17 protein-coding genes and 1 pseudogene are annotated in these 24,207 nt (G+C 56.5%); 10 read left to right on the top strand and 8 right to left on the bottom strand.

Annotated features, from left to right (window positions below; genetic code table 11):
• Positions 1-7: 7 nt before the first annotated feature.
• From MHZ89_RS15010 to MHZ89_RS15000, 3 genes are read right to left on the bottom strand one after another with little or no spacing between them, the layout of a single operon-like run.
• Entirely contained in the window at positions 8-1,336 is a 1,329-nt protein-coding gene (locus MHZ89_RS15010) for an FAD-binding oxidoreductase (protein WP_311783673.1), read from the bottom strand.
• 25 nt (positions 1,337-1,361) lie between these two features.
• Positions 1,362-1,967, bottom strand: coding sequence for a cupin domain-containing protein (locus MHZ89_RS15005; protein ID WP_311783672.1), 606 nt, complete (start codon positions 1,965-1,967; stop codon positions 1,362-1,364).
• A gap of 48 nt (positions 1,968-2,015) precedes the next feature.
• On the bottom strand, positions 2,016-2,780 hold the full coding sequence (locus MHZ89_RS15000) for an ABC transporter substrate-binding protein (RefSeq protein WP_311783671.1): 765 nt from the start codon (positions 2,778-2,780) through the stop codon (positions 2,016-2,018).
• A 291-nt stretch (positions 2,781-3,071) separates the two neighbouring features.
• On the opposite strand from MHZ89_RS15000, the gene MHZ89_RS14995 reads away from it, so the two are divergent.
• The 6 genes and pseudogenes from MHZ89_RS14995 to MHZ89_RS14970 all read left to right on the top strand — a co-directional run bounded on the left by MHZ89_RS14995 (position 3,072) and on the right by MHZ89_RS14970 (position 13,928).
• Positions 3,072-3,722: an amino acid ABC transporter permease gene (locus MHZ89_RS14995; protein WP_311783670.1), complete on the top strand. Its 651-nt coding sequence runs from the start codon at positions 3,072-3,074 to the stop codon at positions 3,720-3,722.
• A 1-nt stretch (position 3,723) separates the two neighbouring features.
• Entirely contained in the window at positions 3,724-4,491 is a 768-nt protein-coding gene (locus MHZ89_RS14990) for an amino acid ABC transporter ATP-binding protein (RefSeq protein ID WP_311783669.1), read from the top strand.
• Between the two features lie 440 nt (positions 4,492-4,931).
• Complete coding sequence (locus MHZ89_RS14985; protein WP_311783668.1) at positions 4,932-8,687, top strand: NAD(P)-binding protein; 3,756 nt, start codon at positions 4,932-4,934, stop codon at positions 8,685-8,687.
• Between the two features lie 412 nt (positions 8,688-9,099).
• The gene (locus MHZ89_RS14980) at positions 9,100-10,200 is read left to right on the top strand and encodes an NADH:flavin oxidoreductase/NADH oxidase (RefSeq protein ID WP_311783667.1); all 1,101 of its coding nucleotides are present in this window, start codon (positions 9,100-9,102) and stop codon (positions 10,198-10,200) included.
• A 926-nt stretch (positions 10,201-11,126) separates the two neighbouring features.
• Positions 11,127-12,488 (top strand): annotated as a pseudogene (locus MHZ89_RS14975) (PTS transporter subunit EIIC); the annotation flags it as partial.
• Between the two features lie 42 nt (positions 12,489-12,530).
• Positions 12,531-13,928 carry a 6-phospho-beta-glucosidase gene (locus MHZ89_RS14970; protein WP_311783666.1) on the top strand — a complete coding sequence of 466 codons (1,398 nt, stop codon included), beginning with the start codon at positions 12,531-12,533 and terminating at the stop codon, positions 13,926-13,928.
• A gap of 36 nt (positions 13,929-13,964) precedes the next feature.
• Here the strand turns inward: MHZ89_RS14970 and eptA are convergent, their stop codons facing one another.
• A complete protein-coding gene (gene eptA, locus MHZ89_RS14965; protein WP_311783665.1) occupies positions 13,965-15,599 on the bottom strand; it encodes a phosphoethanolamine transferase EptA in 1,635 nt (544 codons plus the stop codon).
• 154 nt (positions 15,600-15,753) lie between these two features.
• Between eptA and MHZ89_RS14960 the strand changes: the two genes are divergently transcribed.
• Complete coding sequence (locus MHZ89_RS14960; protein ID WP_311783664.1) at positions 15,754-16,770, top strand: lipoate--protein ligase A; 1,017 nt, start codon at positions 15,754-15,756, stop codon at positions 16,768-16,770.
• Here the strand turns inward: MHZ89_RS14960 and MHZ89_RS14955 are convergent.
• Positions 16,767-17,783, bottom strand: coding sequence for a LacI family DNA-binding transcriptional regulator (locus MHZ89_RS14955; RefSeq protein WP_311783663.1), 1,017 nt, complete (start codon positions 17,781-17,783; stop codon positions 16,767-16,769). The two genes, MHZ89_RS14960 and MHZ89_RS14955, sit on opposite strands and share 4 nt — an antisense overlap.
• A 250-nt stretch (positions 17,784-18,033) precedes the next feature.
• Here MHZ89_RS14955 and ascF point away from each other — a divergent pair, with 250 nt between their 5' ends.
• The 3 genes from ascF to MHZ89_RS14940 all read left to right on the top strand — a co-directional run bounded on the left by ascF (position 18,034) and on the right by MHZ89_RS14940 (position 22,199).
• Positions 18,034-19,488, top strand: coding sequence for a PTS cellobiose/arbutin/salicin transporter subunit IIBC (gene ascF, locus MHZ89_RS14950; protein WP_311783662.1), 1,455 nt, complete (start codon positions 18,034-18,036; stop codon positions 19,486-19,488).
• A gap of 8 nt (positions 19,489-19,496) precedes the next feature.
• Positions 19,497-20,927: a 6-phospho-beta-glucosidase gene (locus MHZ89_RS14945; RefSeq protein ID WP_311783661.1), complete on the top strand. Its 1,431-nt coding sequence runs from the start codon at positions 19,497-19,499 to the stop codon at positions 20,925-20,927.
• A 96-nt stretch (positions 20,928-21,023) separates the two neighbouring features.
• Entirely contained in the window at positions 21,024-22,199 is a 1,176-nt protein-coding gene (locus MHZ89_RS14940) for an alpha/beta hydrolase-fold protein (protein WP_311783660.1), read from the top strand.
• Here the strand turns inward: MHZ89_RS14940 and MHZ89_RS14935 are convergent.
• The 3 genes from MHZ89_RS14935 to MHZ89_RS14925 are packed head-to-tail and all read right to left on the bottom strand — an operon-like array spanning position 22,196 to position 24,204.
• On the bottom strand, positions 22,196-22,633 hold the full coding sequence (locus MHZ89_RS14935) for an ATP-binding protein (protein WP_311783659.1): 438 nt from the start codon (positions 22,631-22,633) through the stop codon (positions 22,196-22,198). The genes MHZ89_RS14940 and MHZ89_RS14935 overlap by 4 nt on opposite strands.
• Positions 22,634-22,636: 3 nt before the next feature.
• A complete protein-coding gene (locus tag MHZ89_RS14930; protein WP_311783658.1) occupies positions 22,637-22,978 on the bottom strand; it encodes an STAS domain-containing protein in 342 nt (113 codons plus the stop codon).
• Positions 22,975-24,204: a SpoIIE family protein phosphatase gene (locus MHZ89_RS14925; RefSeq protein WP_311783657.1), complete on the bottom strand. Its 1,230-nt coding sequence runs from the start codon at positions 24,202-24,204 to the stop codon at positions 22,975-22,977. Before MHZ89_RS14925 ends, MHZ89_RS14930 begins: the two co-directional genes overlap by 4 nt.
• Between the last annotated feature and the right edge of the window lie 3 nt (positions 24,205-24,207).

Genomic DNA, 24,207 nt, shown 5'->3' with positions numbered 1-24,207 from the left:
TTTGCATTTACATCATCTGCGGCTCGCGGATCGCATTACCTCTGGCGAAGCGCCCCAGGCGATAGGGCGTAATATCCGTAAAGAGCTGATGGTTAGTCATTAGCTGCGCGCACAGCAGGCCCGCGCCAGGGCCGATGCCAAAACCGTGTCCGCTAAAGCCTGACGCGATAAACAGACCGGGCACGCTCTGCATTTCGTCGATAACCGGCACCAGATCCGGCGTGGTATCAATCCAGCCGCCCCAGGCGTGATCGATTTTTATTCCCTCCAGCGCAGGAAAAGCCTTAACCAGCGTGCGCAGCGCTTCGTCCAGAATGTGCCGATCGGGTTTGGGATCGAGTACGCGGATCTTCTCGAACGGCGATACCGCGTCGTTCGACCAGGAGCCTGCTGCCTCCGGCCCGTTAAAAAAGGAGCCGTTGAGACGAAGCTTGAGCTTTTTGGCGATCTTGCTGCGGTACATCGGATAGAACTTTGTCGCGTAGCGGATATTTTGCGGCGCGAGATCGAGCTGGCCGCGGCCGGGAATAGCCACGGTATAGCTGCCGTCCAGCCGACGACGGATACAGAGCTCCGGCATGCTCAGACAGCCCTGAATCACCTCCGGCGCCGCCGTGGTTTTAAACGCGGTGCCGAGGATATTGGCGCTGGGCAGCTCTATGCCATACTGCTTGCAGAAGCGAGAACTCCACGCGCCGCCGCAGCAGATCACCTGGCTGGCGCGCACGCGGCCGCGCTCGGTCCAGACCCCGGAAATGCGCCCGGCGCTGATATCCAGCCCGCGCACCGCGCAGCGCTGATGAACAGAGGCGCCTAGCTTTTGCGCGCCGACAGCGATAGCGGGCGCGGCCAGCGAAGGCTCGGCGCGCCCGTCGGTCGGCGACCAGATGCCGCCTGCCCAGCGCGCCCGATCGCCCAGCCGTTCACGCACCTCTCCCGGCGAAAGCAGCTGGCTGACGAAACCGATCTGCTTCGCCTGCTTGCCCCACTTTTCCCAGCGCGCGACATCCGCTTCGTTCTGCGTGCCGTAAAGAATGCCGCTGCGGCGAAAGCCGAGATCCAGCCCGATTTCGCCGCCCAGCTCCTCCCAGCGTTGCAGACTGCGCATCGCCAGCGGCAGTTCGTAAAGGTCGCGGTTCTGTTGTCTTACCCAGCCCCAGTTGCGTCCGGACTGCTCCCCGCCGATCGCGCCCTTTTCAAACAGCGCCACGGAAACGCCCTGCTTCGCCAGTTCATAAGCGACGGAGGTGCCGATAATGCCGCCGCCGATAACGATAGCGTCAACCTGCTCAGGAAAGGTTGGGCTGTCCGTAACGGCATTTATTTTTATGCGCATAGAAGAACCTTTATATTCAGGGCGTTCAGAGATGCTGCTCAGGCGGAATATGCATAATCCACAACACTCTGGCGTCGCTGTCCGTATGGTTGAAAATGTTATGCGGCAGGTGGCTTTTAAACTGAAAGCTGTCGCCGGTCAGCAGGCGCGCGGTGTCGCCATTGATTTCCAGCGTCAGTTCTCCTTCCAGCACAATGCCCGCCTTCTCGCCTTGCCCAATAAGTATCTCGTCGGAGCGAACGCCCGCAGGGATATGGATCACCATAAACTGCATATCGTGATCGCCCGACGGCGACAGCATCTCTTTGGCAATGCCGCGTTTGCCGACGTTAAAGTGCGGCCGTTCCGTGCAGCGGCGGACGTAATGCTCCGCGCCGCGCAGCGATACGTCGCTCTCTTCCAGAAAGGCCGTCAGCGGCACTTTCAGCACCTGTCGAAGCTGCTCCAGCACCCGAACGGTGGGATTCGTCAGGTTGCGTTCAATCTGACTGATCGCGCCAGCGGAAACGTTCGCCAGCAGCGCCAGTTCGGTAATGGTCAGATTGCGCGCCTTGCGCAGGGTTTTCAGCCGCGACCCGATATCCGTTTCGGCGGCACCAGGTTCCGCCTGATGTTGCGTTGCATTCTTCATCTGATGATCTTCCTTTGCCGTCACGCCTGGCTACCGCCCTGCGCTTAATTAAGGCATGCCCCACTTCTGTTTGATGGTCTGAAGCGAGCCGTCCTGCTTCATTGCGGTTAAGGCGCTGTCAATTTCCGCCAGCAGCTTATCGTTTCCTTTTTTCACACCGAACGCCATGGGAGAGACATGCTCAGGCTTATAACCCTCCACGACGTGCATCCCTTTTAGTCCGCCCGCTTTCGCCTGCGCTTTCAGAATGGGATAGTCGTTCATGCCCGCCGCGATGCGGCCCAGTGAGAGATCGCGCGTCATATCTGCCGGGCTATCATAAACCTTCACCTCTTTGGCGATACTGCTCTGCATCAGGCTCTGCGTATAGTCTGTACCCGCCATGGTGCCTACGACTTCGCCTTTCAGATCCTGCATCGAAGCATATTGTTTGCTGTTGTCGTCACGCACCACCAGCCCTGCGCCGAAAGCGGTAACCGGCTGTGAAAAGCCGATGCGTTTTGCCCGCTCAGGCGTGGGCGTCATACCGGCCACGATCATATCGATCTTTCCCGCGATAACTGACTGGATCAGCGTGGGGAACGGTACGGCGGTAAAATTCATCTCCAGATGCTGGCGCCTGGCCACCTCCGCCGCGACATCGGGCATAAAGCCTTCAATTTTGCCGTTCTGCGTATTCAGAAAAGTGGTCGGCGCGCTGGAGGGGGGCGAACCCGCCGTCAGCGTGGCCGCCTGAGCGCTCACGCTGACTACGGCAGCCAGACTCATCGTCATAAAAAGATTCAGCAGGCTTTTTTTAGGGGCAACAGACATAACTCACTCCTGTATCAATATGAAAAGGGCGAACGTCTTTTTCACTATAATGAAATTTATGTTGCCGCTGTCAACGTTTTATTTTGTGAAAATGCCATATCTCACATATTGCGGCTAAAGCCGTTGCTTTAACCCTTTTGCCCATCTATAGCTGTTCCTTATAGGGGTAATAAGTAATAGCTATCTCCTTTGCCCGGGTATTTATTGACAGCGGTTTGCCAACAGCGATATTCATTATAATGAAATAGCGCTACCCCGACACGCATTGTGCGGAACGATCAGGAGCTAAAGATGGACTGGAGCAGCCTCCACACCTACCTGCCCTTTTTATTGAAAGGTGCCGAAATGACGATCGCCATCACAATATTGTCGCTGGTGATCAGTACGCCGCTGGGCCTGATATTTGCGGCCGCAAAGATGTGTCCATGGAAAATTATTTCCTGGCCGGTTGCGACGATAATTAATATTACGCGTGGCCTGCCGATGATAGTGGTGCTGTTTTATATCTACTTTGTCTTTCCTGATATCGGAATAACCCTGACCTCATTTCAGGCCAGCGTCACTGGCATCGCCTTTTGCTTTTCGACCTATATCGCTGAGATATTTCGCGCCGGTATTGAGTCTGTCGATCGCGGGCAGCTGGAAGCCGCGCGCTCAATGGGCATGAGCTTTGCTAAAGCGATGCGCCGCGTGATTTTGCCGCAGGCGTTTCACGTTGCGCTGCCGCCCTACAGCAACACGCTGGTGATGATGCTGAAAGACTCCGCGCTCGCTTCCACTATCGCCGTCACGGAAATGACCCGCCAGGGGCAGCTGATCGCCGCTTCTACTTTCGACAACACCACCGTTTATACGCTAGTGGCGGTGCTCTATCTGCTGCTGTGTATGCCGCTGATGGCCCTGACCAAACGGCTGGAAAAACGTCAGATGAAAGGAGCCTGAGATGATTGAAATCGACGAGGTACATAAAAAGTTCGGCCGCGTAGAAGTGCTGAAAGGCGTGAGCTTTACCGTTAACGCCGGCGAGGTGGTTTGCCTTATTGGCCCCTCCGGCTCCGGCAAGTCAACCATTCTGCGCTGCATCAACGGGCTGGAAACCTATGAAGGCGGCGAGATCCGCGTGCTGGGACAGCGCGTCGACAGTCGGCATAAAAGCATTAACGATCTGCGCCGTCAGATCGGCATGGTATTTCAGCGCTTTAACCTTTTCCCGCACCGCAGCGTGCTGGAAAACGTGATGGAAGGCCCGATTCATGTGAACGGCGAATCGCGCTCGCAGGCGGAAAAGCGCGCCAAATCTCTGCTGGCGCTGGTGGGGCTGGCGGACAAGATCAATGCCTGGCCTGCCCAGCTTTCCGGCGGGCAGCAGCAGCGCGTGGCGATTGCGCGCACGCTGGCGCTGCAGCCAAAAGCGATTCTTTTTGATGAGCCTACTTCAGCGCTCGATCCTGAACTGGTCGGCGAGGTGCTACAGGTCATGCGCACCCTGGCGCAGGAAGGTATGACGATGATCGTCGTCACGCACGAAATGCAGTTCGCGCGTGAGGTTGCCGATCGCGTCTGTTTTCTGCATAGCGGGCAGATTGTGGAGCAAGGGCCCGCGCAGCAAATTCTGCTGCAGCCCCAGGAAATGCGTACCCAGGAGTTCCTGCGGCGCGTGCTGGGCGACAGCGAGAGCCACTTTTGTCGCCACTGCCGCGAGGCGGTTTAGCGCCGCCAGGCTCTGTGATTCGGTGGCGCTAAATGGTACAGGCTAACGCCGATCCAGCGCGGCGGCGGCGCGTAAACGCAGGGCCTTTATTCTCAGAAAGTTATACAGGTTTTCTCAGGTGATTGATTGCTCAGGTTGCCGCTTTGCTTTTTTCTTTTTCCTTCAATTACTTGTGAGAAAACCGCTCGCGGTTATACTTCGATCAGCAGTGATTGCTCACTGAAAATAACAACCTCCAGTTTCATTTCTCTGCGTGCGGGATAACGCTTTTACTGCGGCCAGGCCTGGCCAGCCGCGACGGCTTTATTTTCCAGACACGGAATTCACAACAGCAACGTTGATCTCATTAGCTGTTCCATCCTGATTGCCATGCCGGGGATCACCCTGCCTGCGCGACGGTATGGACTCTTTTTATCCTGAATTTTAAACAGGAGGATACGATGTTGCCTTTTTCTAGCTTCTGGCAGGCCGGGTACGAAGGCGCCGACCATATTAATACGGCAGGCCAGCGACTGGTCATGGATGCTCTGACCGACCATCAAACGCAATTCCGCAGCGACTATGCCGCTTTACAGCAGTTTGGCATTTATACCGTACGCGAGAGTATAGGCTGGCGTCAGGCGGAAGAGGATCCTGAACAGACTTATGCACTCGTACGGGCCAAAATGCAGGCGGCGCATGAGCTGGGCATACAGATCAACTGGACGTTTTGCCACTACGGCTGGCCGGATGACCTTGATCTCTTTTCTGACGATTTTATTCCGCGTTTTGCAGGTTTTTGCCAGCGCTTCGCCGCCTTCCTGGCACCCTGGTATACCTCTGCGCCGGTCTATTCGCCGATGAATGAGATCTCTTTTCTCAGCTGGGGTCTCTCGGTCGGGCTGTTCGGCCATCATCGCGATGCGGATCCAGACGCCATTAAGCGCCAGCTGGTGCGGGCGACGTTAGCGGGCTGCGATGCGATCTGGCTGGCCGATCCGCGGGCGCGCTTTCTTCATTGCGATCCCATTATCTATCTGGTTCCCGATGAAGAGAGCGAAGCCTGTTATCAGCGCACCGCCGATCTTAACGCCTCACAATTTCAGGCCTGGGATATGTTAGTCGGCAAGCGTGAGCCGGAACTGGGAGGCGCGCCTCGCTATCTCGATATCGTCGGCGCTAACTACTATCACGCTAACCAGTGGGAAACAAACTCCAATCAGCGGCTGGCGTGGCATCTGGGCGATAGCCGAAGAATGCCGCTGCATAAGATGCTGACAAATTTAGCGCAGCGCTATCAGCGCCCGGTATTGCTGGCGGAGACCAGCCATGTCGGCAGCGGGCGTCCCGCCTGGATGACATATATTGCCGCGCAGATCGCTCAGGCGCAGCTTGCTGGCTGCGATATCCTTGGCGTCTGCATCTACCCCATTATTGAAAGTCCTCTCTGGGAAGACCCCAGTCACTGGCCGCGCAGCGGACTCTGGGACGTCGCCCCTGATTTTACGCGTCTGTTACACCAGCCTACCGCCGCAGCATTGCGGCAATCACAACGTTCGCTACACCGGTTTCATGCCCTTTTGTCACCGGACAGCGCGCCACAGGAGTTCCATATGAAACAGTCCGTTTTGGTGGTATTTAGTCATCTTCGCTGGGGTTTCGTCTTTCAACGTCCACAGCATTTACTGTCGCGCCTTGCACAGCACCACCGCGTGCTGTTTATCGAGGAGCCGGTTTACCGACCTGGCGAGGCGGGCCTGCAGCTCAGCTCTCCTGCGCCTAACGTCACCGTGATTGAACCGCATACCGACGTCAACGCGCCAGGCTTTCACGACAGCCAAATCGCCGTATTGCAGCCTCTGCTCGCCACGCTTTTAGATGAAGATGAACAGCCGCTGGTGTGGTTTTACACGCCGATGGCGCTGCCGCTGCTGGCCTGTTTCAATCCCAGCGCCATTATCTATGACTGCATGGATGAGCTTTCTGCCTTCCAGATGGCACCGCGCCAGCTGCAGCAGCGCGAGTCCGCGCTGCTGAGCCGCGCCGACGTGGTCTTTACCGGCGGCACCAGTCTCTATGAAGCGAAAAAGCATCGCCACCAGAACGTTTACTGTTTCCCCAGCAGCGTTGACGCTGCGCATTTCGAGCAGGCGCTCGATCGCAGCAACGGCCATCCGCTACAGGATAATCTGCCCAGACCGCGACTCGGCTACTACGGCGTGATTGATGAGCGTATGGATGTCGCGCTGATTGGCGCGCTCGCCGATGCCCATCCTGAATGGCAAATCGCGATGGTTGGCCCGGTGGTGAAGATCGATCCTGCCAGCCTGCCGCAGCGTCCTAATCTGCACTGGTTCGGTCAGCAACCTTATGAAGCGCTGCCCCATTTCCTGGCCGGATGGGACGTCTGCCTGATGCCTTTTGCGCTGAATGCCTCTACCCGCTTTATCAGCCCGACCAAAGTGCTGGAATATATGGCTGCGCAGCTGCCGATTGTGAGTACGGCGGTGCCGGATGTGGTGCGCCATTATAGTGATGTGGTCAGCATTGCCGATACCACTCAGGGTTTTATTCAGGCGTGCGAAAAGGCCTTACAGCTGAGCGAGCAACAGCGTCGCGAGCAGGCTGCGCAGATGGCGGCGATTATCGCCGATACGTCGTGGGATCATACGGCTGAGCAGATGCAGATGCAGATCGCGGCGTTGCGCGACAGATTTGTCCAGCCCGCCGCCACCGCTAAGGTGCCTGAGGTTGCTGATGGTGTACGTGCGGTAACGCTGCGTCCGGTGGAGTGCCTGATCCTTGGTGCTGGGCCGACCGGTCTGAGCGCCGGTTATCACTATGGCGAAGGCGCGGTCGTGCTGGAGAAAAATGAAAAGCCTGGCGGCTGGTGCCGTTCGATTGAGGATAAAGGTTTTACCTTCGATTACGCCGGGCACATTATGTTCTCTAACGATCCTTATGTGCTTCAGCTCTATGACAAACTGCTTGGCGACAACCTGCACTGGCAGACGCGCGAAGCCTGGGTTTACAGCCACGATGTGTTTACGCGCTATCCCTTCCAGTCAGCGCTACATGGCTTGCCAGCAGAGGTGATCGGCGAGTGCGTGCTGGGCGCGATTGAAGCGCGTTACGGTGTCACGGGAACCCAGGAGGCGGCGCCGCTGAGCGCGGTGCGCCAGGCGGCCAATACGGAGTGTCGCGACTGCTGTGCCGATGGCGTGCTCGGCGCTGAAGCAACAGAACCTGCTGGCGCAGATGAAACGGGAGAAGATTTTGAGAACTTTATCTTCCGTACCTGGGGAAGAGGCATCGCTCACCATTTTGCCGTTCCCTACAACCGCAAACTTTGGAAAACGCCGCTCGCCGATATGGAGACCTCCTGGCTTGGCGGCCGCGTTCCGTTACCCGATCTTCAGCAGATCATCTCCGGCGCGCTGGCGCCGCTCGATAAGCCAGTCGGCCCCAATGCCCGTTTTGGCTATCCTAAACGCGGCGGTTTTCAGGCGCTGATGAATGGTTTCCTGCCGCATCTCTCCTGTGCGCTCGAGACGCACTCAGAGATTGCTGAAATCCAGCCGCAAACCCGCAGCGTGATCCTGAAAGATGGCCGCCATTACCATTACGATCAGATGATCAGCACCCTGCCGCTGCCTGAGCTGGTACGTCTGATAGGCAATCGCGCGCCGGAAGCGGTACAGAAAGCCGCCTCGCTGCTGCGCCACGTTTCAGTACGCTGCGTCAATCTGGGCGTTGGCCGCGCAAATCTGAGCGATAAACACTGGATCTACTACCCTGGCGATACCCTGTTTCACCGTATTTTCCTGCAGGGCAACGCCAGTCCAGAGTGCAATCCGCCAGGCGGTTTCGGCCTGACGTGCGAAATTACCTATCGCGCCGATCAGCCTCTGCCTTATGAGGGCGACGCGCTGATTCAGCGCTGCATCGACGACTGTATTCGCGTCGGCATCATTCGCGAAGATGATGTGATTGTCACTGCCAATGAGGTCGATATGCCTTACGCCTATGTGGTGTACGATCATCATCGCAAAGCGAACGTGGCGCTGATCCGTAACTGGCTGGCGGCGCAGGGTATCCACCTTTCTGGTCGCTACAGCGAGTGGGAATATTACAACTCTGACCACGCTTTCCTCGCGGGCAAGCGCGCCGCCGAGACGGTGAAATCGCTACTGACGAACCGGAAAACCACGGCGTAATATCAGGCGGACGCCAGACTTGTTTGTCTGGCGTCCCTTTGTCTCCGCATTCACCCCTGTTTTAACTTCCTGACTTTATATAATAGACATTATATAAAGCTAAATAGCGGGCAGTGGTTATTTTGCGTACGATGAAATGGCAACGCTACGCTAATTCTGCAGCACTCTCCCCCTGCTTTTTCTCCAGAATTCACGTAGCGCGATCGATTTATCTTTTGATTAATTATCGCTCTACAGAGGTTAATTAATGATCATTTAGCCTTCTTTCCTACTGTCGCACCCTGCACTCAGCCACAAATGTAAACTTTCGCGCTCCGCCTTTATGCTATTTTTTTGCATTAAGCTAATGCTCTGCCAGTAGTCGATTACACTTTCTGATTCGGGGCAGTTATTACATGGAAATGAGGTATTCATGAGTCAACTCTTTAGCGCAACGCACATTGGTAAGCTGGCACTGGAAAACCGCATTGTTATCGCGCCCATGTGTCAGTACTCCGCGAGTGAAGGTAAAGCTACCGCATGGCATCGCATTCATCTTGGGCAGCTGGCGCTTTCTGGCGCGGGCCTGCTGATTATTGAGGCCACCGCAGTTGAGGCGATTGGCCGCATCACGCCGGGCGACCTTGGCCTGTGGGACGACGACACAGAGGCGGCTTTACGTAGCGTTCTTGAAGATGTCCGCGCCTATTCGCCGGTCCCGGTTGGTATCCAGCTGGGCCACGCCGGCCGCAAGGCTTCGTGCGCCGCGCCATGGCAAGGCGGTCATCAGCTTGCGCTTGATCAGGGCGGCTGGGAAACCGTAGCGCCTTCTGCGGAAGCCTTTCATGATGGCGAACGCCCGCCGGTGTCGCTGAATCGCGACGACCTGGCGCGCATTAAACAGAAGTTTGTCGAGAGCGCTAAGCGCGCTGAAAAGCTGGGTATTGAGCTTATCGAGCTGCACGCCGCACATGGCTACTTGCTGCATCAGTTCCTGTCGCCGCTGAGCAACCATCGTGAAGATCACTATGGCGGCTCGCTGGAAAACCGTATGCGTTTCCCGCTGGAAGTTTTCCGCGCGGTGCGTGAAGCGGTCTCTGATTCCATTGCGGTCGGCGTGCGCATCTCCGCTACTGACTGGGTAGAAGGCGGCTGGGATAATAATCAGTCGATTGAATTTAGTAAGCAGATTGAGGCAGCAGGCGGCGACTACGTTCACGTCTCAAGCGGCGGCCTGGCACCTCAGCAGTCAATTACGGTTGGCCCGGGTTATCAGCTGCCGTTTGCGCACGATATCCGTAAAGAGGTCAACATCCCGGTCATCGCCGTCGGCCTGATTACCGAACCGAAACAGGCAGAAGCGGTGTTACAGGAAGGCACCGCCGATCTGGTAGCGCTGGCGCGCGCGGTACTTTACGACCCGCGCTGGCCGTGGCATGCGGCTGCCGAGCTGGGTGACCAGGCGAGCGCGCCGCCGCAATATCTGCGTTCAGAGCCGCATGGCTTAAAAGGTACGTTAAAAGCGAACCGCTAAGCACGCAGCCGGCCCTGTTTTCAGGGCCGGTTTATTGCTGTTTTTCTCTGACGCCCCAGGTCAAGAACAGAAACTCTTAAGGTTTCACTAAGCTGTAAAGTGTAAAACTCTACTCAGTTACTGAGGAGAGTGAAATGAAATCTGTTTTATCTTTTAATCGCGACGAATACCTTGCGCTGCTGATTACTTTTTTAAGCGTAATAAGTTTTTTAGCTATCTGGTTCAGAAGCTAATCTTTTTCGTGACGTTGTCACGCGAATCCCGCAATTAGCTATATTTTTCTGGCAGGCTCTGCCATACGCATTATCCATTAAGCGATACGACGTTTGATGAACCTGTATGAATTGCCGGTTAAAGCCGCTTGCTGCCTGCCCAAGCCCGAACATCCTTTTCTGTTTTTTCTCTAATAACTTCTTCCACCAGTTTTATCGCTTCCCTTAATCAATATTACCTCTGGCGATAAAATCAAATAACGCCTATTGCCTGCAGGAAAGCAGAGGCAATAGCGTAGCCGCGAGTAACCCTCAGCGAGGACAAAGCCTGACATATTCAGATCGGGTGCGCTGGCAGCCAATCTCCCGGCTAAATTGAAATAGTCCGTTTTAATTGGCTATTCATGTAAAAAGGAAGTAAAAGCCGCGTCCCGCCCGATCGTTCAAAATAAGAATTCATGTTAATGAATTAAGTAATTAAATAAGCCTTCCCCGCGTCAGAATAAGATTTAATGCGGTTTTTATTGAGCAATATCACACTTATCGCTCCCGCTTGCGCTGGACTCGATTATCCCTGGCTGTTAATTTCGTAGGGTTTCGGGGTTGTTACTGACAACAGGCAAAACCTGAGAGGCTTGTGACAGCAACGCTGTAATAAGTTCTCTCAGGTTTTTTTTGCGCTTTATTAAATCTTGAACCATTGAAGGTATAAATATGAAATATCAGGCGCTGGCGCAGGACATACTCAGGCATGTCGGCGGCAAAGAGAATATTAACAGTCTGATTCACTGCGCCACCCGACTGCGCTTTAAACTGAATGACAGCAGTAAGGCGGACGCTGAAAAATTAAAAGCCAATCCAGGCGTAATTATGGTAGTCGAAAGCGGCGGACAGTTTCAGGTAGTGGTTGGCAGTCATGTTCACGATGTCTACGTAGCGCTCTGCCAGGAGGCGGGCCTGAATGAGGAAAAACAGACAGCGCCGTCGCCGGGCAAGGAAAAGCAGACGCTGCTGGCAGCCTTTATTGATGTGGTTTCCGGGATATTCACCCCCTTTCTCGGCGTCATGGCGGCCTGCGGTATTCTGAAAGGCTTGCTCGCCCTCTGCCAGGCGGCAGGATGGCTGACCAACAGCAGCGGCACCTGGCAAATATTATTCGCTACGGCCGACGCGCTGTTTTTCTTTTTACCGCTGGTGCTCGGCTATACCGCCGGTAAAAAGTTCGGCGGCAATCCCTTTGTCACCCTGCTTATTGGCGGCGCGCTGGTTCACCCTAATATCCAGGCCGCTTTCCAGGCCGCAGAAACAGGAGAAACCACTTCCTTCCTTGGGGTACCGATTGTTTTTATTAACTACGCCTCTTCAGTTATTCCGATCATCTGCTCCGCCTGGTTTTGCTGCTGGCTGGAGCGTCAGTGCAACAAGATCATGCCCGCGTCGGTGAAAAGCTTCTTTACGCCGTTAATCTGCCTTGTCGTTACCGTTCCCCTGACCTTTCTGGCTATCGGGCCGCTGGCGACCGCGCTGAGCGAACTGCTGGCTGACGGCTTCCAGCTTGTCTATCACTCCGCACCCTGGCTCGCAGGCGGCATTCTCGGCGCGGTGTGGCAGGTCTGCGTCATATTCGGCGTGCACTGGGGGCTGGTCCCGCTAATGATGAACAATATGGCGGTGATGGGCCAGGATCCCATGATGGTGATCCTGCTGCCTGCTGTTTTCGGACAGGTCGGCGCAGCCCTGGGCGTCTTCCTTAAAACCCGCGATGCGCGCCTGAAAACGCTGGCGGGTTCCAGCGCTATTTCAGGCGTGTTCGGCATTACCGAGCCTGCTGTTTATGGCGTTACGCTGCCTAACCGTCGCCCCTTTATTTTCGGCTGCATCGGCGGCGCGCTTGGCGGCGTTATCGTCGCGTTGAGCCATAGCCAGGTTTATTCATTCGGACTGGCGAGTATTTTTACCCTTGCGCAGATCATCCCCTCAACCGGAATTGATAACTCTGTCTGGGGCGCCATCGCCGGTACCGCTCTTTCCCTGATTTTAGCCTGCCTGCTGACCGTCATAGCGGGCTTACCACAGCCACAGCGCGCCGACTAAGCGCTGCGACAAAAGGAGACGTCAATGAAGACTCAGTTCCCGGATGATTTTTTATGGGGAGGCGCGCTGGCAGCCAATCAGGTTGAAGGCGCCTGGATGGAAGATGGCAAAGGGTTGTCAACTTCCGACATGTTGCCTGAGGGTATTTTCGGCCAGGTTGTAGAACGCAAGCCTGGCGACTTTTCTATTAAAGATGTCGCTATCGACTTTTATCATCGCTATCCCCACGACATCTCGCTGTTTCGCGAAATGGGCTTTACCTGCCTGCGCGTCTCTATCGCCTGGACGCGCATCTTCCCGCAGGGCGATGAGCTGGAGCCGAACGAGGCGGGACTGGCCTGGTACGATAAGCTGTTTGACGAACTGGCGCGTCACGGCATCCAGCCTCTCGTGACACTGTCACACTATGAAATGCCGTGGGGGCTGGTGCAGAACTATGGCGGCTGGGGTAATCGTAAGCTTATCGCCTTTTTTGAGCGCTATGCGCGTACCGTTTTTACGCGCTATCGCAGCAAGGTGAAACTGTGGCTGACCTTCAATGAAATCAATATGTCGCTGCATGCGCCGTTAACAGGCGTGGGCCTACAAGGCGACTGCACGAAGGGAGAAATTTATCAGGCTATTCATCATCAGCTGGTTGCCAGCGGTCTGGCGGTTAAGGCGTGTCACGAGCTTATTCCAGATGCGCGCATCGGCAATATGCTGCTTGGCGGCTTAATTTATCCGCTGACCTGTAAACCTGAAGATGTGTTCGCTGCCCTGCAGGAGAATCGACGCTGGCAGTTTTTCGGCGACGTGCAGTGCCGCGGCCGCTATCCCGACTATATAAAGCGCGACTTTCACGAACAGGGCATTGAGCTGCAGACCGAGCCGGCGGACTTTGACGCGCTGCGCCATACGGTCGATTTCATCTCATTCAGCTATTACATGTCTGGATGCGCGACGGCCGACGTGAGTCAGGCAGAGAAGCTGCGCGGCAATATCCTTGATATGGTGCCTAATCCGCATCTTGAGAGTTCGGAATGGGGCTGGCAGATCGATCCGGTCGGATTGCGCACGCTGCTCAATATGCTGTGGGACCGCTATCAGAAACCGCTGTTTATTGTGGAGAACGGACTGGGCGCGCAGGATAAGCCCGACGCCGATGGCCAGATTAACGACGACTATCGTATTCGCTATATCAACGATCACCTGGTGCAGGTCTGGGAAGCGATTAATGATGGCGTAGAGGTGATGGGTTATACCTACTGGGGCCCTATCGATCTGATTAGCGCTTCAAAGGCGGAGGTTTCTAAGCGATACGGATTTATCTATGTGGATCTCAATCAGGATGGCTCAGGCACGCTGAAGCGCAGCCGTAAAAAAAGTTTCTACTGGTATCGCGACGTCATTAACAGCCGCGGCGCGACGTTAAAACGCTAACCAGAAAAAAGCCCTGCATTTGCAGGGCTTTCGCGTTTAGCTTTTACGACAGGAAGTGAGAATATCATCTTCCGCTTTATAGACTTTTGTCGCTGTGCCGGTCAGCCCCAGCATGGTGGAGAAGAGATTATCCTGCGAGAAATTATCCTCTGCCGCCAGCTTATCGAGGCAGCCCTTATTCACCCCATAGCGCTGCTGGTAGTCCGGCGACAGCCAGATCAGCATGGGGACATGCTTCTGTACCTCCGGCGCGATGGCGTAAGGCATACCGTGTAAATAGGTGCCGTTCTCGCCCAGCGATTCGCCATGGTCGGAAAGATAAACCAGACTGGTGGTGAATTTGTCCTGATGCGACTGCAACAGCTTGATCGCCTTATCGACAATATAATCGACATACAGCAGGGTATTATCGTAAGTATTCACCAGCTGCTGTTGCGAACAGTCCTGAATCTGGTTTGTGTCGCAGGTTGGCGTAAAGCGGCGGAACTGCGGCGGATAACGATTGTAGTAAGTGGGGCCGTGGCTGCCGATAGTATGCAGAACAATAACGCCATTGCCCTGTAGCTGATCGATATAATCCTCCAGCCCGTGAAACAGCACGTCGTCGTAACATTCGCCTTTAATACACATCCCCGCCAGGTTCAGGCTGGAGACATCCTGATGCGGCACGCGATCGCAGGCGCCCTTACAGCCGCCGTCGTTATCGTTCCACAGCACTTTGATACCGGCACGCTGGATCACATCCAGCAAACCTTCCTGATGACCAGCCAGCGCGTCATCGTAATGCGCGCGCGGCATACCGGAAAACATGCAGGGAACCGAGACCGCCGTTGCCGTACCGCAGGATGCGGTATGCGGGAAGTAGGTTATGTCATCTTTCTTCAACAGCGGGTTGGTTTCACGCTGGTAGCCTGACAGGGAGAAATCCGCCGCCCGCGACGTTTCGCCGACGATTAAAATAGTCAGGTTCTTTTTGCCGTTTTGCATCGCTGGTGACAGGTGCGCATCTTCGCCGATTTTAACCAGCGGCAGATTGAGATCCCGGTTGTGCTTATACCAGGAGATCGTCGCGACAACGGAGTTTGACGGGCTGAGCGATTTCACCAGCTCTTTCTGATTGCGGAACAGCGAGGCGTAATCCTTATAGAACAATGACGCCACCAGCAGGATAAAAATAACCGACGCCGCCACGCTAATCAGGCGATAAACCGCGCTTTTCCAGAAAGGCTTAGTGGGACGCACGCGAACCCAGAAAACCACGCCCGCCATTACTACGCCGGAGAGCAGAAGCGTAATCACCAGCTGCGGCGTCATCAGGGCGAAGCTTTCCGACGGGGTGGTGTCGAGAATATTAACCAGCATTGACCGGTCAATAATCACCCCATAATTCCAGATGAAATATTGCGCGGCTGCGGAGACCAGAATAAATAGCACAAGGAGCGGCCGGTCGAGCCACAAAAAAGAGGCGATGGTCACCACAATATTAATGACCGAAATCGCCACCAGCGGCATAGAAAGAAATACCAGCCAGTTGCGTACGCTATCAAGCGGCAAAGCAGCGATAACCTGGTGATAAAAGGCCAGGTTAAGAAATACGGCGATATAAAACGAAAAGAGCAACAGAAAAGAGAGCCGATTTAGCGTCGGTCTTTTATTGAGCGGGTAAAACATGCTTGCAGTCCATCTGTTAACAGGAGAGTACAGCATGCCCTGTTAACTTTAGGGAAACCTTAAGCCGCCTTAATCAGAGCACGCGCTATCATTTTACCGGCCGCAAAGCGCGTTAAGATTGGCAGCCGCTTTGCTCAACGCCTCAGGAGAAGAGATGACCACGCTGCGTTTACTGCTTTCGGAATCAAACGATCCCTGGTTTAACCTCGCCGTAGAGGAGTGCATTTACCGGCAGATGCCCGCCACGCAGAAGGTATTATTTCTCTGGCGTAATGCTGAAACCGTTGTTATCGGCCGGGCGCAAAATCCCTGGAAAGAGTGCAACACGCGACGCATGGCGCAGGACGGCATTAAGCTGGCGCGGCGCAGCAGCGGTGGCGGCGCGGTGTTTCACGATTTAGGCAACGCCTGTTTTACCTTTATGGCGGGCAAGCCGGAGTACGACAAAAGCGTCTCGACCGGCATTATTCTACGTGCGCTGAGCACGCTGGGAATCGAAGCGGAGGCCTCGGGACGTAACGATATCGTCGTGACGCGCGGCGGCGAGGTGCGGAAAATCTCCGGTTCCGCCTATCATGAAACGCCCGACCGCGGCTTTCACCACGGCACTTTTTTGATCGATGCCGATTTATCGCGGCTGGCGAATTATCTCAACCCGGACATCAAAAAGCTGCAAACCAAAGGCATTACCTCGGTGCGCTCGCGCGTGGCGAACCTGACCGAACTTTCGCCGGAGATTAATTACGCCGCCATTTGTGACGCTGTCACCGAAGCTTTCTTCGACTATTATCAGGCACGCTGTCAGCCAGAGCGCATATCGCCGGATGCGCTGCCCGATCTGCCTGGCTTTGCCGAACAGTTTGCGCGGCAGAGCAGCTGGGAGTGGAACTTTGGCCAGTCGCCCGACTTTACTCACCTGCTTGATACGCGTTTTGCCTGGGGCGGCGTAGAGATCCACTTTGATGTCGAACGCGGCGTAATAAGCCGCTGCCAGATCTTTACAGACAGCCTTAACCCGACACCGCTGGAAGCGCTGGAGACCCAGCTTCAGGGTGTCGCCTATCGCCCGGATGCGCTGGCCGCCGCGGTCGCGCAACTGCAAACAGCATTTCCCGCTCAGTATGACGAGCTGGCGCAGCTGGAAAAGTGGTTAGCCGCCAGCGTCAGCTAGCGTGCATAAGGGCCTGGCGTCACCGACTCCCGCAGCGACAGGCTGGCGGCAAAAGCTTCCGCCTCCTGCCACGAGCCGCCATCCAGCATGGCTAACAGTCGGGCAATCGCCTCCTGAATCATGTCGGTAACGGGGATACGGACGCTGGAAAGCGCAGGAACGATATAGGGTGCGAGGGGAATATCATCAAAGCCCAGCACCGACACCTGCCCCGGCACCGCAATATTCGCCGTCGTCAGATGCCTGATGGCGCCGATCGCCATCTCATCGTTGCTGGCGACCAGCGCGCTAAAGGCGCAGCCGCTGGCGATTAGGGCGGCTGTCGCCTGCGCGCCGCTTTGCGCATGCCATTTCCCTTCTGCGATCAGCGCCTCGCGCAGCGGTATGCCGCTCTCGTTCAGCGCCGCTTTATACCCGGCCAGGCGCTCTGCCCCGGTTGGGGAATCGAGCGAGCCGGTAATAAAGCCGATATCGCGATGGCCCAGCTCGATTAGCGCTTTTACCGCCATCGCGCTGATCTGCTTTTGGTCGGCATAAATACAGTAGCTGTGATGCTGTCGTAAGCGACGGTTTACTACCAGCACCGGCTGTTTGCGCTGCGCGATAATCTCGTCCATCTCATCGACGGTAAGAAAACGCGGATAGATAATAATGCCGTCGCAGCGGAGATCGAGCAGAAAGTCGATCGCCGCGCGCTCCTGCGCCGCGCTGTGTTTGCCGTCGGCCAGGATCAGCTGACGGCCCTGCTGCTCCAGCATGCGGGCGGAATGGGACATCAGCTCGGAGAAGTAGTTGCCGCTGTAGAGCGTATTCGTCACCACCAGGCCAATGGTCTGGGTCGATTTTACCGACAGATTGCGCGCCAGCAAGTTAGGCCGGAAATCGGTTTCGGCCACCGCCTGCATCACCTTTTCCCGCGTCTCATGGCTGACATAGCCGTTGCCCGACAGCACCCTGGAAACCGTCGCCTTAGAGACGCCCGCCCTTTTCGCGACCTCAAGTATGGTGGCCATAAATTTTCCCTTCTCCCTCAATCAGCTGTGCAGTCTACTCAACCTCAGACGCGCCTTGATAAGCATAAACCTGGAAAGTGACGCCAGTCACGGTTTGAAAAATAACCGCCTTCGCCATCTTGTTATCAATTTTGCAACTGTTCATGATTTTGTGAAACCGGTTTCCTATGGCACATCATAGCGCCCTCTGTCCCTACAACAGCAGGCCGCCGGTCAATCACTCTACCCATAACAACAGAGACGCAAAACCATGCCTAATCCCTACGCAGAAGTCTCTCGCGCCATCGTGCAGTCGCTGGGCGGAATGCAGAATATTGAGTCCGTCACCCACTGCATGACCCGTTTACGTTTTGTTATAAAAGATCGCGCGCGGGTCAACAGCGCCGCGCTCAAAGCGCTGCCCGGCGTGATGGGCGTGGTCGATAACGATACGCAGTGTCAGGTCATTATCGGCAACAACGTCGGCAAAGCCTATCAGGCTATCCTGGCGCTCGGCACGCCTGAAGCCTCTGGCGGCGCGGCGGTGAAACGCAAAATTACCCTGAGAAGCATCGGCGCGGGCATTCTCGACGCGCTGGTCGGCACCATGTCGCCGCTGATTCCGGCGATTATCGGCGGATCGATGGTGAAGCTGCTGGCGATGGTGCTGGAGATGAGCGGCGTTCTGCCGAAAGGCTCCTCTACGCTGACTATCCTGACGGTCATTGGCGACGGCGCGTTTTTCTTCCTGCCGGTCATGGTCGCCGCGTCGGCCTCTATCAAGTTTAAAACCAATATGTCGCTGGCGATCGCGATCGCGGGGGTACTGCTGCATCCTGGCTTTATCGATCTGATGGCGAAAGCGGCGCAGGGTCAGGCGGTTGACTTCGCCTCGATTCCCGTCACGCCGGTGAAATACACCTACACGGTGATCCCGGCGCTGGTAATGACCTGGATACTTTCCCATATTGAGCGAATCGTCGATCGCATTACGCCAGCGGTAACGAAAAACTTCCTGAAACCGATGCTGATTGTGCTGATCGCCGCGCCGATTGCCATCCTGCTGATTGGCCCGCTGGGCATCTGGATCGGCAGCGGCATTTCGGCCGTGGTCTATACCGTACACGGCTATCTTGGCTGGCTTTCGGTGGCGATTATGGGCGCCATCTGGCCGCTGCTGGTAATGACCGGCATGCACCGCGTTTTTACGCCGACCATTATTCAGACCATCGCCGAAAGCGGCAAAGAGGGTATGGTGATGCCGTCGGAAATCGGCGCCAACCTGTCGCTGGGCGGCTCCTCGCTGGCGGTCGCCTTTAAAACCAAAAACCGCGAGCTGCGCCAGACCGCCCTCGCCGCCGCCGCCTCCGCTATCGTCGCCGGCATCTCCGAACCGGCGCTTTACGGCGTGGCGGTACGCCTGAAGCGTCCGCTGGTCGCCTGCCTGATTAGCGGCTTTATCTGCGGCGCGGTGGCGGGCGTCGGCGGGCTGGCCAGCCACTCGATGGCGTCGCCGGGACTCTTTACCAGCGTGCAGTTCTTCGATCCCGCTAACCCCATGAGTATCGTCTGGGTGGTGGCGGTGATGGCGCTCTCCGTAGTGCTCTCATTTATTCTGACTCTGATTTTAGGCTTTGAAGATATCCCGGAAAGCGCGCCCGAGGCCAGCGCCTCGCCCGCAAAGGCGGAATCGATCGAGCCGGTTAAGGCAGCAGTTCATCATTGAGGTAATTTATGTCGGAACTGACATTTCCAGCAGGTTTTTTATGGGGTGGCGCATTAGCCGCGAATCAGTCTGAAGGCGGCTATCTGGAAGGGGGTAAGGGCCTGACTACGGTAGATATGATCCCACACGGCGCCGCGCGCATGCCGGTAAAGCTGGGGTTAGAGAAGCGCTTTAGCCTGCGCGACGATGAATACTATCCCAGTCATGAGGCAATCGACTTTTATCATCGCTATAAAGAAGATATCGCCCTGATGGCGGAGATGGGGTTCGGTGTTTTCCGTACCTCTATCGCCTGGAGCCGCCTCTATCCGCGCGGCGATGAACCAGAGCCGAATCAGGAAGGTATCGCCTTTTATCGCAGCCTGTTCGAAGAGTGTAAAAAACATGGCATCGAGCCGCTGGTCACGCTTTGCCATTTTGATGTGCCGATGCACCTTGTGGTGGAGTACGGCTCGTGGCGCAACCGCAAAATGGTTGATTTCTTTGCTCGCTATGCGCGCACCTGCTTCGAAGCATTCGACGGTCTGGTTAAATACTGGCTGACCTTTAATGAGATAAACATCCTGCTCCACAGCCCCTTCTCCGGCGCCGGCCTGGTGTTTGAAGAGGGAGAGAATCAGGATCAGGTGAAGTATCAGGCCGCGCATCATGAGCTGGTCGCCAGCGCCCTCGCGACCCGCATCGCTCACGAGGTCAACCCGGCTAACCAGGTTGGCTGTATGCTGGCGGGCGGCAATTTTTACCCCTGGTCCTGCAAACCGGAAGATGTCTGGGCAGCGCTGGAAAAGGATCGCGAGAATCTTTTCTTTATTGATGTGCAGGCGAGAGGCGCCTACCCGACGTATGCCGCCCGCCTGTTCCGGGAAAAAGGCGTCACCCTTGAGATGGCGAGCGAAGACGCCGACATCCTGAAAAACAGCGTCGATTTTGTCTCGTTCAGCTATTACGCGTCACGCTGCGCCTCGGCGGAGATGAACGAGCGCAACAGCAGCGCCGCCAACGTGGTGAAGTCTCTGACCAACCCGCATATAAAACGCAGCGACTGGGGCTGGGGCATCGATCCGCTGGGGCTGCGCATCACCATGAATATGATGTATGACCGCTATCAAAAGCCGCTGTTTCTGGTGGAGAACGGGCTGGGCGCGCAGGACAAGGTGGAAGCAGACGGCAGCATTAACGACGACTACCGCATCAGCTATCTGCGCGAGCACATCCGGGCGATGGCGCAGGCGATCGACGACGGCGTGCCGGTGATGGGTTACACCACCTGGGGCTGCATCGATCTGGTTGCCGCCTCAACCGGTGAAATGAGCAAACGCTACGGCTTTGTCTATGTCGATAAAGATGATTTGGGGCGCGGCACCCTGGCGCGCACGCGCAAAAAATCGTTCTGGTGGTATAAAAAAGTGATCGCCAGCAACGGGCGCGATCTTCTCTAACGCAGTGCCGGAGAGGCAGCAAAATTCACGCGCGGCAGTTCATTTTTTCCCGCTTATGCCACACTTAACGGACCTGCATTCTGTTAAGGATATCTGATGAATTTTCGCTGCCTCTTTCTGGGCCTGAGTCTGGCGGTATGGAGTCATTCTCTGCTGGCTATCCCGCTTCCTCAGCGCCCACCCGACACCCTGCCGCCGGATCAATACACCAGCCAGGTCAATGATAACAGCACCATAACCTGGCGGTTATGGGCGCCGGCCGCCAAAGCGGTCGAGGTGGTGACCGGCCCTACGCCCGATCGTTACGTCTCGCATCCTCTGACCAAAGACGATCGCGGCATCTGGTCTTTTACCAGCGAAGCCATGCAGCCTGGCTTATATGAATATTTTTTTAACGTGGACGGCTTTCGCAGCATCGACACGGGCAACGCGCTGGCGAAACCACAGCGTCAGGTGAATACCAGCCTGATTCTGGTGCCCGGCAGCCTGCTGGATGAGCGCAACGTGCTGCATGGCGAGATCCATACCCTGACCTGGCACTCGCCATCGCTGAACCGCGAACGCCGTATCTCCGTCTGGGTGCCGCCCGGCACGCGCGCCGACTCTCCTCCGCTGCCGGTGCTCTATTACTACCACGGTTTTGGCGATACCGGACTCTCGGTGCTGACCCAGGGACGCGTGCCGCAAATTATGGATAACCTGCTCGCCGAGGGGAAAATCGTGCCGATGCTGGTCGTGATGCCGGATACCGAAACCGACGCCGCGGGGGCGATACCTGAAAGCTTCGCCCCCGCCACCCGTCGCGAAACCTTCTATCCGCGCAATGCACAGGCGGCGGACAAAGAGCTGATTGAGGAGATTATGCCGCTCGTCGCCGACCGATATCCGGTGCGGAAAGAGGCTGAAAGTCAGGCGCTGGCGGGGCTGTCGCAGGGCGGCTATCAGGCGCTGGTCAGCGGCATGCGGCATCTCGATAAGTTCGCCTGGCTGGGGATTTTCAGCGGCGTGACCACCGAATCCGTACCCGATTTTCGCGTCGCGGCGCAGCTGAAAAAGCCTGCCGCTATCAACCGTCAGCTAAAACTGCTGACGCTGGTTAGCGGCGAAGAGGACATCATTACCGGGCGCGATATGACCGGCCTCAAGGCGCAGCTGGACCAGCGCGGCATCCACAGCGACTGGCATACTTACCCCGCGCTGGGTCATGAGATGGATGTCTGGCGTCCGGCCTATATTGAGTTCGTACAGAAGCTGTTCCGCCCGGAGAACTAAGGCAGCGTTTTGATCAGGGTCAGCTGGTTCTCACCTTCGCCCTCGCGGTAGCTGACCCGATCAACACCTGAGAAGATAAGCTGCATACCGCGGCCGCCTTCGCTCAGGCTCTCCAGAGTCAACGGCGCGTCGGGATCGATTACCGGCGGCTGACGCTTCTCCTCCGGCACAGGCACGCCGCTGTCATAGAGCGTTACCGTCACCTCACGGCCGTCGTGACTAAAACAGACCCGGTAGTGCGCCGTCGCATCGTCATGGTAGCCATGACGAATAATATTGCTTGCCGCCTCGCATAGCGCCAGATCGAGCGGATAGATCCAGACTTCGGTCACCGGCAGCCCGGCGACGAACTGACGCAGCGCGATGCCGAGCGTCGTCAGACTATTAATAGTGGCAGGCAGCCGTAGCTCTTTCTGCTGGGTGTGTTCGGACATCGTTCATCCTCCGTTTAGCGCGGCGAGCGCCTCGCTTCGGTCGGCGCAGAGAGTGAATACCCGATCCATGCGGGTCAGCGAAAACATCGCTTTAATATTGCTGTTGAGCGCGCAGAGCACTAGCTGCCCTTTTCCACTCAGCAGTTTCAACAGCGAAATCAGCGCGCCCAGACAGCTACTGTCGATAAAGTCCACGCGTGAAAAGTCGAGAATCAGCGCGGTCTCGCCCTGCTGGATCACCGCCGCTACCGCCTCTTTAAAACGCAGCGCAACCGACGCGTCGAGTCGGCGCACCACCGGCGTGAATACAAAGGCGTTGTCGATCTTTTCAGTTTCAAATTTCATTTCGCTTCTCCCGTTAAGCCTTGCTGCCGCTCAATCACCAGCAAGGAGATATCATCCGCCGCGGAGGCGGCTTCGTCCGATGCCAGACCGCGCCACTGATTAAGTGACTGTTCCACCGCCGCCAGCAGATCCTCCAGCGAGTGGTTGTGAAGCGAAGCCAGCAATTTTCCCAGACGCGCTGCGCCAAACATCTGCTGCTCTGCATTTTCGCACTCGCTGATGCCATCGCTGTAGAGGCAGAGCCGCTCGCCCGGCGCAAGATGAAAGGCGCTCTCGTCCCAGTCAAGGTGCTCAAGCAGCCCGACCGGCGGCCCGCCCTCACCGACCTCACGCACCGCCCCCTCGCCGCTGACGATAAAAGGGGTTGGATGCCCCGCCTGACAGAGCCGCCCTTCGCCGCTGCGGCGATCGATCACCCCGTAAACCATGGTGAAATAGCTGGTGACCTCAGGGTGCTGGGCGCAAAAACGCGCATTGAGAATGCGCACCACCTGCGACGGCGGCGTAATGGCCGCGCCGTCGAACAAAAAGGGATCGACCGTACGGCCATGCAGAAACTGGCGCGCTACCGCCACCGACATCATCGCCGCCGTCACGCCATGTCCCGCCACATCAACGCAGTAAAACCCTACGGTATGGTCATTAAGGGGAAAGAGATGGAACAGATCGCCGGAAACCCATGCGGAGGGCATAAACAGCCAGTCGGCGAAGTAGTCGCCCTGGCGCAGATGATGCGGCGGCAGAATGCTGTGCTGGAGTCTTGCAGCCGCCTGCAAATCCTGTTCGATCTGCGTCAGCGCCTCGCTGAGGCGGCGATTTTTGCTCGCCAGCGTCGCTTCCAGCCGCAGGATACGCTCGCCCGCGTGCAGCCGCGCCTGTAGCTCAACCTGATTAACCGGCTTGCGCAAAAAGTCATCCGCGCCGGCGGCGAAACCGACGCGCAGATCCTCCACGCTGTCGCGTACGGTAAGAACGATAATGTAGATATAGCGATCCTGTAGCTGCTGGCGGATCTGACGGCAAAGCGTCAGGCCATCCATGACCGGCATCTCCCAGTCGCTAATCACCAGGCTCACCGTTTCCTGCGCCAGCAGCGCCAGCGCCTGCTCGCCATTCTCCGCTTCGAAAACCTGATAGCCCCACTGCTGCAGCAGTCCAGCCAGCAGCCTGCGGTAGAGCAGCGCATCATCGACGATTAATACGGATTGAGGCTGAAGCGCGTCCATAGA

It is taken from the genome of Pantoea sp. ACRSB, assembly GCF_022346905.1.
GTDB classification, from domain to species: domain Bacteria; phylum Pseudomonadota; class Gammaproteobacteria; order Enterobacterales; family Enterobacteriaceae; genus Pantoea; species Pantoea piersonii.
Note: the sequence above shows the minus strand (reverse complement) of the source record. Positions and strands in the feature narration are given on the sequence as shown.